16 protein-coding genes and 1 pseudogene are annotated in these 16,177 nt (G+C 63.3%); 11 read left to right on the top strand and 6 right to left on the bottom strand.

Features of this window, described 5'->3' with window-relative positions; translation table 11 throughout:
• Positions 1-14: 14 nt before the first annotated feature.
• The 8 genes from coxB to HDG37_RS35305 all read left to right on the top strand — a co-directional run bounded on the left by coxB (position 15) and on the right by HDG37_RS35305 (position 7,509).
• Positions 15-701, top strand: a complete 687-nt coding sequence (gene coxB, locus HDG37_RS35270) for a cytochrome c oxidase subunit II (RefSeq protein ID WP_184055740.1) — start codon at positions 15-17, stop codon at positions 699-701.
• Complete coding sequence (ctaD, locus tag HDG37_RS35275) at positions 698-3,235, top strand: cytochrome c oxidase subunit I (RefSeq protein WP_184055742.1); 2,538 nt, start codon at positions 698-700, stop codon at positions 3,233-3,235. Before coxB ends, ctaD begins: the two co-directional genes overlap by 4 nt.
• Positions 3,232-3,567: a hypothetical protein gene (locus HDG37_RS35280; RefSeq protein ID WP_184055744.1), complete on the top strand. Its 336-nt coding sequence runs from the start codon at positions 3,232-3,234 to the stop codon at positions 3,565-3,567. Before ctaD ends, HDG37_RS35280 begins: the two co-directional genes overlap by 4 nt.
• Before the next feature lie 51 nt (positions 3,568-3,618).
• The gene (locus HDG37_RS35285; protein ID WP_184055745.1) at positions 3,619-4,944 is read left to right on the top strand and encodes a ferric reductase-like transmembrane domain-containing protein; all 1,326 of its coding nucleotides are present in this window, start codon (positions 3,619-3,621) and stop codon (positions 4,942-4,944) included.
• A gap of 176 nt (positions 4,945-5,120) precedes the next feature.
• Complete coding sequence (locus tag HDG37_RS35290) at positions 5,121-5,891, top strand: tetratricopeptide repeat protein (protein ID WP_184055747.1); 771 nt, start codon at positions 5,121-5,123, stop codon at positions 5,889-5,891.
• Between the two features lie 20 nt (positions 5,892-5,911).
• The gene (locus tag HDG37_RS35295; protein WP_184055749.1) at positions 5,912-6,610 is read left to right on the top strand and encodes a hypothetical protein; all 699 of its coding nucleotides are present in this window, start codon (positions 5,912-5,914) and stop codon (positions 6,608-6,610) included.
• Positions 6,611-6,696: 86 nt separating this feature from the next.
• Positions 6,697-6,852 (top strand): hypothetical protein, encoded by a 156-nt coding sequence (locus tag HDG37_RS35300; protein ID WP_184055770.1) that lies wholly within the window; start codon positions 6,697-6,699, stop codon positions 6,850-6,852.
• Positions 6,853-7,119: 267 nt separating this feature from the next.
• Positions 7,120-7,509 (top strand): hypothetical protein, encoded by a 390-nt coding sequence (locus HDG37_RS35305; RefSeq protein WP_184055751.1) that lies wholly within the window; start codon positions 7,120-7,122, stop codon positions 7,507-7,509.
• 62 nt (positions 7,510-7,571) lie between these two features.
• Here HDG37_RS35305 and HDG37_RS35310 read toward each other — a convergent pair whose 3' ends face one another.
• From HDG37_RS35310 to ehuA, 6 genes are all read right to left on the bottom strand, one after another.
• Complete coding sequence (locus HDG37_RS35310; protein ID WP_184055752.1) at positions 7,572-8,921, bottom strand: MFS transporter; 1,350 nt, start codon at positions 8,919-8,921, stop codon at positions 7,572-7,574.
• Positions 8,922-9,130: 209 nt separating this feature from the next.
• The gene (gene eutA, locus HDG37_RS35315) at positions 9,131-9,904 is read right to left on the bottom strand and encodes an ectoine utilization protein EutA (RefSeq protein WP_184005060.1); all 774 of its coding nucleotides are present in this window, start codon (positions 9,902-9,904) and stop codon (positions 9,131-9,133) included.
• Positions 9,905-9,907: 3 nt separating this feature from the next.
• Positions 9,908-10,567 (bottom strand): ectoine/hydroxyectoine ABC transporter permease subunit EhuD, encoded by a 660-nt coding sequence (ehuD, locus tag HDG37_RS35320; RefSeq protein WP_184005058.1) that lies wholly within the window; start codon positions 10,565-10,567, stop codon positions 9,908-9,910.
• 4 nt (positions 10,568-10,571) lie between these two features.
• Positions 10,572-11,231 (bottom strand): ectoine/hydroxyectoine ABC transporter permease subunit EhuC, encoded by a 660-nt coding sequence (gene ehuC, locus HDG37_RS35325; RefSeq protein WP_018423791.1) that lies wholly within the window; start codon positions 11,229-11,231, stop codon positions 10,572-10,574.
• A gap of 74 nt (positions 11,232-11,305) precedes the next feature.
• Positions 11,306-12,148 (bottom strand): ectoine/hydroxyectoine ABC transporter substrate-binding protein EhuB, encoded by an 843-nt coding sequence (gene ehuB / locus HDG37_RS35330; protein ID WP_184055754.1) that lies wholly within the window; start codon positions 12,146-12,148, stop codon positions 11,306-11,308.
• An 83-nt stretch (positions 12,149-12,231) separates the two neighbouring features.
• Positions 12,232-13,137 (bottom strand): ectoine/hydroxyectoine ABC transporter ATP-binding protein EhuA, encoded by a 906-nt coding sequence (ehuA, locus tag HDG37_RS35335; RefSeq protein WP_311541786.1) that lies wholly within the window; start codon positions 13,135-13,137, stop codon positions 12,232-12,234.
• Positions 13,138-13,424: 287 nt separating this feature from the next.
• Between ehuA and doeA the strand changes: the two genes are divergently transcribed.
• From doeA to HDG37_RS35350, 3 genes and pseudogenes are all read left to right on the top strand, one after another.
• Positions 13,425-14,645, top strand: coding sequence for an ectoine hydrolase DoeA (gene doeA, locus HDG37_RS35340; protein ID WP_184055756.1), 1,221 nt, complete (start codon positions 13,425-13,427; stop codon positions 14,643-14,645).
• Positions 14,646-14,710: 65 nt separating this feature from the next.
• Positions 14,711-15,802 (top strand): alcohol dehydrogenase family protein, encoded by a 1,092-nt coding sequence (locus HDG37_RS35345; RefSeq protein ID WP_184055758.1) that lies wholly within the window; start codon positions 14,711-14,713, stop codon positions 15,800-15,802.
• 192 nt (positions 15,803-15,994) lie between these two features.
• Positions 15,995-16,177, top strand: a pseudogene (locus HDG37_RS35350) (hypothetical protein); the annotation flags it as partial.

Genomic DNA, 16,177 nt, shown 5'->3' on the forward strand with positions numbered 1-16,177 from the left:
AGCATCATAGCTGCTTGCGCCTGGCCGTCCAAGCCGGATCGCTCGCCGCGTTGTCCGGCTGCACCGGGCCGCTCTCGACGCTCGAGCCATCGGGTCCGGCCGCCGCATCGATCGCCGGGCTGTGGTGGGTGATGCTGGCGGGCGCCGCGATCCTGTTCGCGATGGTGCTCGTACTGTTTCTGATGACGGTCTTCCGGCCCGGCTGGGGCTCGCACGTTTCGCCCGCGCGCTGGATCGTGCTCGGCGGTCTCGTGCTGCCGGCAGTGATCCTGATCCCGTTGATCTGCTACGCGCTGTACGCGGGCGAATTGCTGCTGCCGCTGCGCGCGCATGCGCCCGCGCGCATCGAGGCGATCGCGCAGCAATGGCGCTGGACCTTCCGCTATCCGGAACTCGGCAACGTCGAAACCGGGAACGTGCTGCACCTGCCCGCGGGCACGCCGGTCGACATCGTCGTGACGAGCCTCGACGTCGTGCACGCGTTCTGGATTCCGCGCTTCGCGGGCAAGATCGACGCGGTCCCTGGCCACCACAACCTGCTGCGTATCCAGGCCGATCAGCCCGGCCAGTACGCCGGACAATGCAACCAGTTTTGCGGCATCGGTCACGCGGAGATGCACTTCACCGTGATCGTCGAGCGTCCGGAAGATTTTCCGGCTGCTGTCAAAAACGCCGCCGCCAACGGGGAGGTGAAGAAATGAGTGTGCCCGTCGAGCCGCCATCACAGGGCATCACCGCGCTGCGGCTGCATCGCCAGCTTGCCGCGATCTGGGCCACCGGGCCGGGCGTGCAAAGGCTCGCCGCGGTCAACCATACGGTGCTCGGCATGCGCATGATGATCACGTCGTTCGTGTTCTTCGCGATCGCCGGGATTCTCGGCATGCTCACGCGCGTGCAGCTCGCGACGCCGCATGCGGCCTTCATGGATGTGGAGACGTATAACCAGGTCTTCACGATGCATGGATCGATGATGCTGTTCCTGTTCGCGATCCCGATGGTCGAGAGCTTCGCGGTCTATCTGACGCCGAAGTTTCTCGGCGCGCGCGACTTCGCGTTTCCGCGCCTGACCGCTTACGGCTACTGGTGCTATCTGTTCGGCGGCACGATCCTGACGGTGTCGCTGATTCTGCACAGCGCGCCCGACGGCGGCTGGTTCATGTACACGCCGCTCAGCTCCAACGTGTACACGCCCGGACTGAACGCCGACGTGTGGCTGCTCGGCATCACGTTCGTCGAGATTTCGGCGCTGTCGCTCGCGATGGAAATCGTCGTGTCGATCCTGAAGATGCGCGCGCCGGGCATGTCGCTGGATCGCATGCCGATCTTCGCGTGGTACATCCTCGTCACCGCGATGATGATGATCGTCGCGTTTCCGCCGCTGATTCTCGGCTCGATCCTGCTCGAGGTGGAGCGCGCGTTCAACCTGCCGTTCTTCGATCCGACGCGCGGCGGCGATCCGCTGCTGTGGCAGCATCTGTTCTGGCTATTCGGCCACCCGGACGTGTACATCATCTTCCTGCCGATGGCCGGCGTGCTGTCGACGATGATCCCCGTGTTCGCGCGCCGCAAGCTCGTCGGCTATCGCACGATCGTCGTCGCGATCATCGCGCTCGCGTTCCTGAGCTTCGGTATCTGGGTGCACCACATGTTTACGGTGGGCATTCCACATCTGGCGCTCGCGTTCTTCTCGGCGGGCTCGGCGATCGTCGCGGTGCCCACCGCGATCCAGTTCTTCGCGTGGCTCGCCACGCTGTCGCACGGCCGCCCGCGCTGGGACGTGCCGATGCTGTACATCTTCGGCTTCTTCTTCGTGTTCACTTGCGGCGGGCTGACCGGCGTGATGCTCGCGATCGTGCCGTTCGACTGGCAGGCGCACGACACCTACTTCGTCGTCGCGCACCTGCACTACGTGGTGGCCGGCGCGCTCGCGTTTCCGATGCTCGCGGCGTTCTATTACTGGTTGCCGCTGCTGACCGGGCGCACCGCCGTGCATAACCTTTCGGTGCCGGCGTTCTGGCTCGTGTTCGTCGGCTTCAACATGACGTTCTTCCTGATGCACCTGACCGGCCTGCTAGGCATGCCGCGGCGCGTCTTCACCTATAGCGGCGACGAAGGCTGGAACTGGCTCAATCTGCTGTCGTCGGTGGGCAGCTTCGTGATGACGATCGGCTTCGCGCTCGTCGTGATCGACATCGTCGTGCAATTGCGTTTCGGCCAACGCGTGCGACGTAACCCGTGGCAATCGACCACGCTCGAATGGGCGATGCCGATTCCGCCCGCGCCGTACGCATTCGCGTCGATCCCGCACATGGACGCCGAAACCGAAAAGGTGTCCCCGGGCCAGCTAGCGACCTCTCTGGCGCGCGGCGAGGGTTACCTCGGTTTCACGCGCAACGGCTGGCAGGAGACGCTAGGCGTGCATATGACATCGGGCGAGCCCGAACAGCTGATCGTGCTGCCGAACTCGACGTATCTGCCGCTCGTCACCGCGCTCGTGACCGCCGCGGCGGTGCTCGCGATGCTGTTCAAGTTCTATCTGCTGTCGGTCGCATTCGCATTCGTGACGTTTGGCCTCTTCATCTACGCGGGCCAGAGCGCGGGGCACGCGCGCGATTACGGCGCGCTGCCGGTCGGCCGAGGCGTCAGCGTGCCGCCGCATACCGAGGTCGCCGGTGCGCCGTCATGGCTTTCGATGATCTGCGCGCTGATCGCGAACAGCACGCTGTTCACCTCGCTGATCTTCGGCACGTTCTACCTGTGGATTGCCGCGCCGAACTGGCCGGCAGCCGTGACGCCGCATCCGAACCGCGGGCTCGCGCTCGTCGCGGCCGTCGCGCTCGCGGTGGCCGCAGCCGCCACGCGTGGCTCGTTGCGCGCGGCCGCCGCCGAGCGCAAACCGCACGTCACGATCGGGCTGAGCGCGATCGCGCTGAGCGTCGCGCTCATCGCCTGCGTGATGCTGATCAACGGCGTGACACCGAATCCGCGCGAGCACGCGCTTGGCGCGACGGCCGCGGCGCTGCTCACGTACATCGCAGTTCACGCGGGCGTCGGGTTGTTGTTCCTCATCAGCAACGTGCTGCGCGTCGGCGCGGGCTTCGTCTCCGCGCGACGCCTGACCGATCTGCGCCTCACCCGCCTGTGGGTCGATTACACGCTGGCGACGGGCATCATCGCGCTTGGACTCGTGCTCGCGCTGCCGAGCCTCGTCGCCGTGCTGGGAGCCAGACCATGAATGCGCGTCCGCTTTCGCCGCGGCGGTTGTGGTGGCTCGCCGTCGGCTTCGCGATCTGGTGTCTCGCGTTCGTGATCCTGTATGCGCTGCACGCGATCGGCTGCGCGTTCGCGTGGCCCACCGGCCCGCTGCGCGCGAGTCTCGCGATCATTCTGCTGCTGCATCTGATCGCGATCGGCTGGCTATGGCGCTATCGCGCCGCGACCCGCGACCCTGGTCCCGAACGCATCAGCTCGTTCATGCATACCGTCGTCGTCTGGACCCTGATCGCGGCGCTGGTCGCGACCGTGATCACGTTCGGGCCCGCGCTGCTGCTCACCACCTGCGTTTGAACGCGGACTGAGCGCGAGCGGGACCGCCGCACCCGGCATGGAGAAGCACCGATGCAGTCTCGAGATCTCGTGCACAAGGCCGTCTGGTCGGTCATCTATCTACTGTTCATTCTCGCGCCGCTGTTTGCGCTGCTGACCGGCACGCTCCCGCCCGCGCGCAACTTCGGCACCGAATTCTCGGTGGCGCTCGGCTATTCCGGACTCGCGATGATGGGCCTGCAATTCGGCCTCACCGCGCGTTTTCGTCACGTGACCGAGCCGTGGGGCGAGGACGTTATCTATCATTTCCATCGACGCGTGTCGCTGCTCGCGGTCAGCCTGGTCGTCCTGCATCCGCTGATCCTGTTCGCGATCCGCTCGGACAAGGTCGCGATGCCCGACTCGCTGCTCGAGGTACCGTGGGGTGCGTGGTTCGCGTTCCTGTCGATCGGCTCGGTGATCGTGCTGGTGATCACCGCGCTATGGCGCAAGCAATTGAGGATTGGTTACGAGCTGTGGCATCTGTCGCATATCGGACTCGCGCTCGTCGCGATCTTCGGCGGCGTGCTGCATATGATCGGCTGGGGCTTCTATCTGACCGATCCGTTCAAGCGCACGCTGTGGATCTGCATGACAGCATTCTGGGTAGCGCTGCTGCTGTACGTGCGTCTGTTCAAGCCGCTCTTCATGATCAGACGTCCGTACCGGATCGCGGAAGTGCGCGCCGAACGCGGCGACACGACGACGCTCGTGATGCAGCCCGACGGCCACGCTGGCTTTCGCTTCAAGCCCGGCCAGTTCGGCTGGCTCAACGTGTGGGGCAGCCCGTTCAGGATCACCGGACACCCCTTTTCGTTCTCGTCGAGCGCCGAGGCCGCGAACGGCCGCGTCGAAATGACGATCCGCAATCTCGGCGATTTCACGAGCCAGGTGAAGACGATCGAGACAGGTCGGCGCGTGTATCTGGACGGACCGTATGGCGCGTTCACGATCGGGCATCCGACCGACATGCACGTGCTGATCGCGGGCGGTATCGGCATCACGCCGATGATGAGCATGATCCGCACGCTCGCCGATCGCGGCGACCAACGTCCGCTCGTGCTACTGTACAGCGGCAAGACCTGGGACTCGCTGACTTTCCGCGAGGAGCTCGATGCGCTGAAAGCGCGGCTCGATCTGCGCATCGTCTATGTGCTGTCGGACCCGCCCGAAGGCTGGAGCGGGGAAGTCGGGCGCATCGACGCCGCGATGTTCCGGCGACATCTACCGCCCGAGTTCGCCGATCACGAGTATTTCATCTGCGGCCCGGACTCCATGATGGATGCGATCGAAACGGCGCTCGGCGAAATGAAAGTGCCGCGCATCCGCTACCATTCCGAACGCTACAGTTTCGTCTAGGAGACTTGCGATGCGCCGACTGTTGGCCAACCGTCTCGTCATTGCCACCGGCGTGATCGTCGTGGCGTTGTCGCTTCTATTCGCGTATCTGCGGGTCGGTTCGCTGCATTAGGGCCCGGTTACGCCGATGACGGGCTCGCGGCGCGCTTTTCCTCATGCTCGAAGGTTGAATCGATATGCCCTACTTTTTTGGAATTGGTCTTCACGTTTTCATCGCGATCTTTTTCGCCGTCCATGCGATGCGCAATAACCAGGGCATCTACTGGCTATTCATTCTGTTTGCTTTTCCGCTGCTCGGCAGCGTCGTGTACTTCTTCGCGATCTACCTGCCGGGTCTGCGCCACTCGCGCGGCGCGCGCGTGGCCACGCAGGCGATCACGCAATTTGTCGATCCGAATCGCGCGCTGCGTGAAGCGCGCGCCGCTTTCGACCGCGCGCCGACCGTGCAGCATCGGATGCGGCTCGGCGAGGCCTTGCTCGCGGCCGGCAATCCGCGCGAAGCGCTCGAACATTTCCAGACCGCGGCGAACGGCCCATTCGCGAACGATCCCGCGCTGCTGCTCGGTCTCGCGCGCTCGCAGTTCGCGCTCGGCGACTACGCGGCCGCGGATGCGACGTTGGCGGATCTGTTCTCGGTCAATCCGCGGGCACGCAACCAGGGCGAGCCGGCGCTGCTGAACGCGCGCACGCTGGCCGCACGGAATGCGCCGGGCGCACGCGCGGCATTCGAACAGGCGCTGACCTGCGCGACTGACGTCGCGCCGCGCTGCCTGTTCGCCGACTGGCTCGCCGCGCAACCGGAAGATGCGGACCGCCGCCGCGCCGGCGCGCTCTATGCCGAAATCGTGCATGACGCCAAACATTGGCCGCGCCACGCGCGCGAGCATAATCGCGAGTGGCTGCAACGGGCGCAGGCCGCGTTGGCGGCCGGCGCGGCTCGAACGTGAGCAAGCCGAGGAGAACTTCGATGCGACGCACGACCCGGTCTTTTGCTTCGGCGCTGTGCGCCGCGCTTGCGGCGATTGCATTCGGTGCCGGTGGCGCTTCGACTTCCGCGCAGGCTGCTGGCATGGACAAGCAGTTCGAATGGCCCGCGTCGTTCGTCGTGCTCGGCGATGGCTATCCGCACTCGGGCGATGCATGCCGGCGGCTCGGCGAGTCGGCCGCGACCGTGAACTATCTCGACCATATGGCGATGCTGGTCGGCTGTCCGGGCTCGCGCGACAGCGCCGCCGTGCGCGCGATCGTCGGGCATCAGCGGCACGCGCGCGTGGTCGGCGAAGCGGAAGGCGTGACGCTGATTTCGATTCCGACTGAAAGCGCTCAGGCCGGCTCGCAGAACGGCCACGGGCCCGTGAAGGAATCGCCTATCAGCGCGAGCGGCACGTTGCCGTGCGAGCGCGGCAACGGACAGACCAAAACGATGTGCAAGTTCGGCGTCGTGCATCACAGCGATCGATCGACTACGGTCGTGGTCTACTGGCCCGATGGCGCCACACGGGCGATTTTCTTCGGCGTCAACGGCCGGGTAGTCGGCACGGCCGCGTCCGCGAGCGATCGGCCGATGCCCGGCGACACGCTGACGCGCAAGCATGCCGGCATCAATCTGATTTCAGTTGGCAATGAGCGCTACGAAGTCGAGGACACGGTTCTCTCCGGCGGTTGAATTGCGTTGAAGCACATCGGCGCAAGCCATCCGCGGTCGAACGCCTGATTCGACGCGCGCCGCGTTCATTTCTATCCCCAGTAACGATGACGCTGACGGCACCGGCGGGAACGAACAACGCGCAGTTATTCATCGATCCGCCGACGTCGAGCAGCGCAGGCGTGCGCTCGCAGCAGGCCGCGTATCTGAGCGCGACGCACTACTGCCCGAGCCTCGCGATCCTGAGCGGCGCGAAGTCGTAAGCACGGTCAGCGCGACGCAGTTATCGATGATTCGTTGACGCGTCGCGCGATCGAAGGCACACTCGCTCACTATGCAAGCCCTCACGTACCGCCCGACTGCAAAGCATCATCATGCGCATGCCCGCGTGGGACTGCCTGTGGGGACTCGCATACGCATACGCCGCTAGACATCATTCGCAGCGACATGCGCCAGAAAGCCCCGCCGGCAACGACGGGGCTTTTTGTTTTCCACGACCTTTTCCGCTCATCGAACGAAGGATTGCCGCCATGACACAGGAAGCACAGACGCCTGCCGTATCGAAGACCTTTGCGACGCCCATCGATCTATACCGCGTCCTTGCACGCGTATGGGCCGGCGATACGTCGAGCCCCACGCACGCGTGGTCGTCGACGAATCCCGCGCAGAATCATTGCAGCGTTACGTCTCTGATCATGCAGGACTATTTCGGTGGCGAGATTCTGACGACGCGTACGTCGGGGGGCACGCACTTCTACAACCTGATCGACGGCAGCAGATGGGATCTGACGGTCAGCCAGTTTGCCGAGCCGATTCCATTCGACGATACGCGTTCGAGTCGCGAGGCGGCGTTCGCTGATACGTCGCGGGAGAAATACGAACTGCTGAAGTCGAGGCTCGCGCAAAGCCACCTGAAATAAACGCTCAATCAAACGCGCGTGGCCGAACTGCATCGATACGCGGTTGGCCACGCCATGTCACTTCAACCAATCACTTCCTGCTTCCCCGGAATGCCTTGCCCGCGCAACGAACACCCGCGCGTTTCAGGCACGTAGATCAACGCAATCGCCCCCACGACGCACGCGGCCATCATGTAATAAGCGGGCACCAGCGCATTGCCCGTATGCGCGACCAGCCATTCGTTCGCCATCGGCGCCGTGCCGCCGAAAATCGACGTCGACACGTTATACGCGATCGCCATCCCCGCGTAACGGACCTGGGTCGGAAACATCGCGGGGAACATCGCCGAGATGCTGGCCAGTTGCGGCACGTACAACAGCCCGAGCACCGCAAAGCCGATGAACGCGCCCGCCACGCCGAGCTTCATCAGCAGGAACATCGGAATCGCCGCGACGAACAGGCCAATCAGCGAAAACCACCAGACGTTCTTGCGTCCCACGCGATCCGAGAACGTGCCCGCGAACGGCAGAAACACCATCATCGCGAGCATGCCGATCAGCGGCACGAGCAGGGACATGTTGTCGCTCATGCCGAGTTGCTTCTGCATGAACGTTGGCATATAGGCGAGCAGCACGTAGTTGACGACATTCAAAGCAACCACGAGTCCGCCGAGTTGGATCAGCGGTTTCCAATAGTCGCGCAGCAATGCCTTCAGCGTGACGCAGCTATGCTGCTCCTTTTGCATCGTTTGTTCGAGCTCGCGAAAGACCGGCGTGTCTTCGAGCCTGGAGCGCAGATAGAAACCGATCAGGCCGAGCGGCGCCGCAATCAGAAACGGCAGACGCCATCCCCACGCATGCATTGCCGAGTTGCCGAGCACGACGGAGCAACCGAGCATCAGAAACGCGCCGAGCGAGAAGCCCGACAGCGTCGCGAATTCGAGGAAGCTGCCACAAAAGCCGCGCTTCTTGTCCGGCGCGTATTCGGCCATGAAAGTCGCCGCGCCGCCATATTCGCCGCCCGTCGAAAAGCCCTGGATCATCCGCAGAACGATGAGGATCGCCGGCGCCCACCAGCCGATGCTCGCGTAAGTCGGCACGAGTCCGACCAGCAGCGTTGCGACCGACATCAGGATGATCGTCAACGCGAGTACGTGCTTGCGGCCGAGGCGATCGCCGAGCGGCCCCCAGAACAGGCCGCCAAGCGGACGCACGAGAAACGAAATGGCGAACGTCGCGAGCGCGAACAACGTGGCCTGCGCGGTGCTGCCGGGAAACAACGCGGCCGAAATATAGCTCAGGCCGTAGGCGTAAATGCCGTAGTCGAACCACTCGGTCGCGTTTCCGAGTGCCGACGCCGCGATCGCGCGTCGTAGCAAGCTGCGCGCCTGCGGTTGCGCGCTCTGCGCGGTCCATGAATGTACGTAGTGCATGTCTTCTCCTGGGATGTTTCTATGCGACACAGGCAACGTCGCCCGAATCCACGATACCGGCGACCCGCGCCTGCAACGATGTTCTAGGACGATGCAGGCATCGGGGTTTTCCATAAAGCCTGCAACGGCTGCGGTAATCCGTACGCGTGCGCCGGCGACGCGTCGCGCGCGTTCGGGAAAAACAACATGATTGGCGTCGCGCAGTGCTCTCAGCGCATCAGCAACGGCAGCGTCATCAAACGACCCTGCTGTGGCCTCGCCTCGTTCTCGCCGCAAAGGCGCAAACACATCCACGCGGTCGCGAGGTTGCTGCTCACTACCGGCTTGCCGATGGCGGCTTCGATTCGCGCGATGATCGGCGCAGCTCTCACCGCGGTGCACGAAATAAACAGCGCATCGGAGTCGGGCGCTGTCGCATCGCGCGCGAAGGCGACGATATCGTCGTGCGAAATCCGTGCCATCTCCCGGTCGTCGGTCAGACCCAGGCATGAGAAGCGGTCGATCGCAAAGCCTTGCGCGGCAAAGTACTCGAACATCGGCCGACTGGTTTCGGCGGTGTACGGCGTCAGCACGCTGATACGCCGCGCGTCCAGCGTGCTCAGCGCAGTGACCGCGGCAGCGGTCGGGGTGACGACTTTGGCCGATGGCTTCGCCGCATGAATGGCGCGCTCGATCTGCGCATCGCCTATCATCACGGATGCCGACGTGCACGAATACATCACGACGTCGAGCGTTTCGTCGGGCAGGATCAGCGCCGCGCCCGCGCTCAGCGATGGCTGCATCGCGCGCAGATTGTCGGGCGTCACCGGGTTCGCATACGGCACGCGATTCACATAGATGCCGATACGCTCGTTTGCGACGAGTGCCGCGAAGTCCGGCTCGGTCGTGTGATCGGTTGCGAGAATCACGAGGCCGATACGTTTGTCGAAAGCGCGTTCGATCAGATGCGGCGCGCGCTCGAACTGTCGAATAGTTATTTGCATCGTTCAATGCCCCGGAGCCGGAAAACGCTTTTCAAGGAGTCGCACACCGGCCACAGCGATCAGGCTGATGATCAGGAACAGCACGCCGACGAGCGTCATCGGCTCCAGATAGCGGTAATCCGTATTCGCGATGATCTTTGCCTGATTCATCAATTCGAGGACCGTGATCGCCGACAGTAACGGCGTCTCCTTGAACATAGAAATCAGATAATTGGCGAGCGCGGGCACCATCGGCGGCACCGCTTCGGGCAGGATCACGTGCTGCCACGTTTGCGCGGGACTCAGGTTGCAGGCCTTTGCTGCTTCCCATTGCCCGCGCGGAATGTTTTCGATGCCGGCGCGATAAACCTCGGCCGCATATGTCGCGTAATGCACTCCGATTGCGAGCACACCGGCCGCGAGCGCCGGCATCCGTATGCCGATGTCGGGCAGCACATAGAACACAAAGTACAGCTGCACGAGCAGCGGCGTGCCGCGAATAAAACTCGCGATCGCCGACGTGGCGCGCGACACCGCGCGATTCGGCGCCAGCCGCAAAATGGCAATCGCCATGCCGACCACGGCCGCCACCACCGCGCCGAGGAAAGTGGCGAGCACGGTGATCTCCAACCCTTGCAGCAGGGTCGGCAGAATCTCGCGCACGAAGCTCCAGTCCCATTCCATTCGTCTATCTCCTGATGCGGTCGAGACCGAAACTCATCCGGCTTTCCAGCTTGCGCATGCCGAACGAGATCAGACAGGCCATGGCGAAGTACAGCGCGAGAATCGTCGCGAACGGGATCAACGTGTTGCCGGTTTGCGAGCGCACCACCTGCGCCTGGAACGTCATGTCGCCGAGCGAGATCAGCGACACGACGGCCGTGCCCTTCAGCAGCTCGATCGCGTTGTTGCCGAACGTGGGCAGCATCAGCGGCAAAGCCTGTGGCAAGATCACGTGCCGCATGCGCTGATAGCGGGAAAGATTCAGCGCAATGCAGGCGCTGCGTTGCTCGTGGCCGATCGCGGCGACCGCGCCGCGCACCACTTCAGCGCCGTACGCGCCGACGTTCAAACCGAGCGCGAGGACGCCGGCCTGCAGCGGCGTCAGCGTGAGGCCGGCCATCGGCAACACGAAATAGGCCCAGAACAACTGCACGAATATCGAGGTGCCGCGAAAAAACTCGATGTACGACGTGGCCAATGCGCGCACCACGAAGAAACGCGACAGGCGCCCGAGCCCCGCGACGAACGCCATCACGAGCGCGAGTACCGCGCCCATCAGCGTCAGTTCGACGGTTGTCTGCGCTCCCTGCAGAATCAGCTGCAAATAGCCGGACCAGTGGTTCATCGACGCACCTCGCGCACAATGTGTCATGGGCCATGCGCGCTATCGCGTTGCGCGCATGGCGTCTTATCGCGGACTCAGTTCTTCGCCGCGCACAGTTTCTCGCGGCTCGTCGACATTGCCGCCTTCGCCGAGAAGCCATAGGGCTCGACGATCTTCGCGAACTCGCCGGACTCCTTCATCTTCTTCAGCTCGACGTCGAATGCATCGCGCAGTGCGGTGTCCTGCTTGCGGAACGCGACGCCGTCGCATTGAACCGGCGTGTTCTGCACCGGCGCGATTGATTCGAGGTTCGGGTCTTTCGCCTTTGAGAGCAGATCGGTGATCGACAGCAGCGGCAACGCAAACACGTCGATGCGGCCGTCCTGCAGCATCTTCAGACCGCTTTGCCCGTCCGGCACGATGATCACGCGGTCGGTCGGAATATTAGCGGCGGTCGCGAGCTTCTGTTCGGTCGTGCCGCCTTCCACACCGATCACCGCCTTCGGATCTTTCGCGATTTCCTCGTAGGTCTTGATGCTCTTCGTGTTGCCTTTCTTGACCGCGAACGCTTCGACCGCGCACAGCACCGGCTGCGAATAAGCGACAGCCGCGCAACGCTGCGGCGTCATGAAAAGCCCCGCCGCTATCGCGTCATGCCGCCCGGCCGCGAGGCCCGGAATCATCGCGCCATACTCGGAGACGGACGCGACGACGTCGTTGACGCCTAGCTTCTTGAACACGGCCCGCGCGACATCAGGTGCCGCGCCCGTCACCTTGCCGTCGGCGCCGACTGCGGTGAAAGGCGGTTCGTTCGCGATCGCGATCCGCGCGAAGCCTTGCTGGCGCAGCTGCGTGAGCTTGTCGTCGGCGGCATGTGCGAGGCTCGCGAGCGTCAGCAGCGACAACCCTCCCGCAATCAGAATCCCCTTCAGCTTCATGATCTCTGGCTCCTATGGCGTAGTGGTATGACGTAGTAGTGGGTGATGTGCAGCGTGGGAAAAGCAATCTCTTACGGGTCTGCTCAGATTCGATGTCCCGCGGCGAGGATCTTGCGTAGGAACGTCTGAGTCCGCTCGTGCGTCGGATGCGTGAAGATGTCCTCTGGCTTGCCTTCCTCGACGATCCTGCCGCGGTCGAAGAACAGCACGCGGTCGGCGAAGTCGTGCGCGAAGCCCATTTCGTGCGTGACGAGCAGCATCGTCATGTCGGTTTCGCGAGCGAGCCGCTGCATCACGTTCAGGACTTCCTCGACGAGTTCGGGGTCGAGCGCGGACGTCACTTCGTCGAACAGCATGATCCGCGGTGCGAGCGCGAGCGCCCGCGCGATCGCCACGCGCTGTTTCTGCCCGCCCGACAGTTGCGCGGGACGGCTCTTCGCCTTATCGGCCATGCCGACCATGTCGAGCAGCTCGAGCGCGCGCCTCTGCGCCGACTCACGGCTCTCGCCCTTCGTCAGCATCGGCGCGAGCGTCACGTTGTCGAGCACGCTCTTGTGCGGAAACAGATTGAAGTGCTGAAACACCATGCCGATCTTCTCGCGCATCTTCTGCAGATGCCGTTCGTTCGCGGGCACCATCTGGCCGCCGCGCGGCATATGGAACAACTGTTCGCCGTCCACTTCGATATGGCCGCCGTCGATCGTTTCCAGCGTCATCAGGATGCGCAGGATCGTCGTCTTGCCCGATCCCGACGGACCGATCAGCGCGAGCTTCTCGCCGGGCATCACGTCGAGCGACAGTTCGTCGAGCACGGTCAGCGCGCCATATCGTTTCGTGATCCGGTCGAGCCGGATCAATGGCTTGCTCGCCGGGCTTTCGTCTCGGCGCGCCGGTGTGCTTGCGGAGGCGACCGCGCGCTCCTCGGAGGAAAGACTTGCCGGGGCGATGCCTGAAGCGCTCAACAGATCGGTAACTCGCGCAGTGTTCATATCGATTCGGTCCCGTTCGTCGTACGTGTAATGCGAACCAGAATACGCAGCCATATTTGCGATCCAGATTGCTCTAGAACAATTCTTTTTACGCGCGGACAAGGGCGGCGCAGCGTGCATTGCAACAATCACGCAGCGCCCGTCGATAACGTCAGGAACATTGAACTAGCACATTCGGAGGCGTTTTTTCGCGGCATTAGACTGCGGCGAGAGATACCCGTGGACGCCCGTTCACTTGCACCGGGCGCCACTTTCCGCAACGACGTCACGCTCAGAGAGAGGGGAAGATGTCAGATACGACGCTACACGAATCGCGAATTGAGGCGCCCGTCGTGCGCCTGCCGTTCGAACGCGACGAATACGCCGCGCGTCTCGCGAAAACGCGCAAGGCCATGCAGGCGGCCGGCATCGAACTATTGATCGTGTCGGACCCGACCAATATGGCCTGGCTCACCGGCTACGACGGCTGGTCGTTTTACGTGCATCAGTGCGTGCTGCTCGCGCTGGATGGCGAGCCGGTCTGGTTCGGCCGCGGTCAGGACGCGAACGGTGCCAAGCGCACCGTCTTCATGCAGCACGATCAGATCGTCGGCTATCCGGATCATTACGTGCAATCCACCGCGCGTCATCCGATGGACTATCTCGCGCGCGACGTGATCGCGGTGCGCGGCTGGGCCAACGCGAAGATCGGCGTCGAAATGGACAACTACTATTTCAGCGCCGCCGCTTATCGCTCGCTCGTCGCGCATTTGCCGGACGCGAAGTGGCAGGACGCAACCGGCCTCGTCAACTGGCAACGCGCGGTCAAATCGCCGCGCGAGATCGAGTACATGCGCGTGGCCGCGCGCATCGTCGAGAAGATGCACGCGCACATCGTCGAGCGAATCGAGCCGGGCATGCGCAAGAACGACCTCGTCGCGGAGATCTACTCGGCAGGCATTACCGGCATCGACGGTTATGGCGGCGACTATCCGGCGATCGTGCCGCTGCTGCCGACCGGCGCCGACGCGGCCGCCCCGCATTTGACCTGGGACGACACGCCGTTCGCGAAGGACGCCGGCACGTTCTTCGAAATTGCCGGCTGCTTCAAGCGTTATCACTGCCCGCAGTCGCGCACCGTCTACCTCGGCAAGCCGCCGAAGCATTTCATCGAGGGCGAGCGTGCGGTGGTCGAAGGGATCGAGGCAGGGCTCGCTGCGGCGAAACCGGGCAATACCTGCGAGGACATCGCCAATGCGTTTTTCGCGGTGCTGCATAAATATGGCATCGAGAAGAACAGCCGCTGCGGCTATCCGATCGGCGCGAGCTATCCGCCGGACTGGGGCGAGCGCACGATGAGCCTGCGCCCTGGGGACAAGACCGTCCTCGAACCCGGCATGACGTTTCATTTCATGCCGGGCCTGTGGCTCGACGACTGGGGCCTCGAAATCACCGAGAGCATTCTGATTACGCGGACCGGCGTCGAGACCTTTTGCAGGACGCCACGCAAGCTGTTCGTCAAACCGTGATTGCGCGGGCGTCGTGCCCGCGTGAACTCGCGAAGCACGACGCCCGTTTCAACGAAAGGGGAAACATGCTTCCGAAAACGATGAAGGCCGTCGTGCTGACCGCGCACGGTGGCCTCGACAAACTGGTCTATCGCGACGACGTGCCGGTGCCCTCGTGCGCGGCTGGCGAGGTACTGATCGACGTCACCGCATGCGGTCTCAACAATACCGATGTGTGGGTCCGCCAGGGCGCCTACGGCACCGACGACGATCCGCAAGCGGTGTCGACGTGGCGACGCGGCCGCTCGACGCTGACGTTTCCGCGCATTCAGGGCGCGGATATCGTCGGACGCGTGGTCGCGGTGGGTCGCGGCGTCAGCGACGCGCGTATCGGCGAGCGCGTGATCGTCGACGCGTCGATCTACAACCGCGACGACGACAGCCTCGCCGACATCGACTACATCGGCCACGGCCGCGACGGCGGCTACGCCGAATACACGGCCGTGCCCGCGGAAAACGCGCATCGGGTCGACTGCAGCTATTCCGACGCCGAACTCGCCACGTTCTGGTGCGCTTATCACACCGGCGAGCAGATGATCGAGCGCGCGGCCGTCAAGCACGGCGAAACGGTGCTGATTACCGGCGCGTCCGGCGGTGTCGGCTCGGCCATCATCCAGCTATGCCGCGCGCGCGGCGCGATTCCGTATGCGGTCGTCAGCAAGGGTAAAGAAGAGGCCGTGCTAGCGCTCGGCGCGCAAGGCGCGATGCTGCGCGATAGTAGCGATTTCGTCGCGGACGCTGAACGGATGACCGAGGGCCGGCCCGTCGACCTGGTTGCGGATCTTGTCGGCGGGGCGCTGTTCGGCAAGCTGTTGAACGTGTTGCGGCCTGAGGGACGATACACGACCGCGGGCGCGATCGCGGGGCCGGTCGTGCAGCTCGATCTGCGCACGATGTATCTGAAGCAGTTGCAGTTAAATGGATCGTCGCAAGGCACGCGCGGTGCGTTCAAACGCGTGCTCGACTATATTCAGAACGGGACGATCCGGCCGGTTCTCGCGGCGACTTATCCGTTGTCGAAGTTTCACGACGCGCAGACGCGGTTTATGGAGAAGCGCTTTGTGGGGAATATCGTTGTGATTCCGGATCGGCATTATGGCGAGGAGGCCGCGGATTAGTTTTCGGTAACTCCCGGTGCAATCGGAACATGCGAGCCCGCCCAGCAAGGCGGGCTTTTTTTTCGCGCTTGGCAAGTACTGGAATTGTGAAAACCTGTCAAAGCGGCTTTATCTCAATTTAAAACCGTTGACCTTGTCGTGATTTTGATGGTTAATTCCTCGACTGTGTTCTGAACAATCAGCAGAGGTCAAATGGAACAACGGAAACAGGATGAAACCGGGGACAAGGAAGAGTGCCAGCTTTGCCGCATCACCTATTCAATCTACTCAAACTTCCCGACAATGCCGTCGGCAATGGCGCTGAACGCAGAAACCGGCGAATGGTTTCCGTTCGATAGGCTGAAGTCGTATGCAACTGGTTACGAGATGGCCGAA

The organism is Paraburkholderia sp. MM5384-R2, assembly GCF_014201025.1.
GTDB classification, from domain to species: Bacteria; Pseudomonadota; Gammaproteobacteria; order Burkholderiales; family Burkholderiaceae; genus Paraburkholderia; species Paraburkholderia tuberum.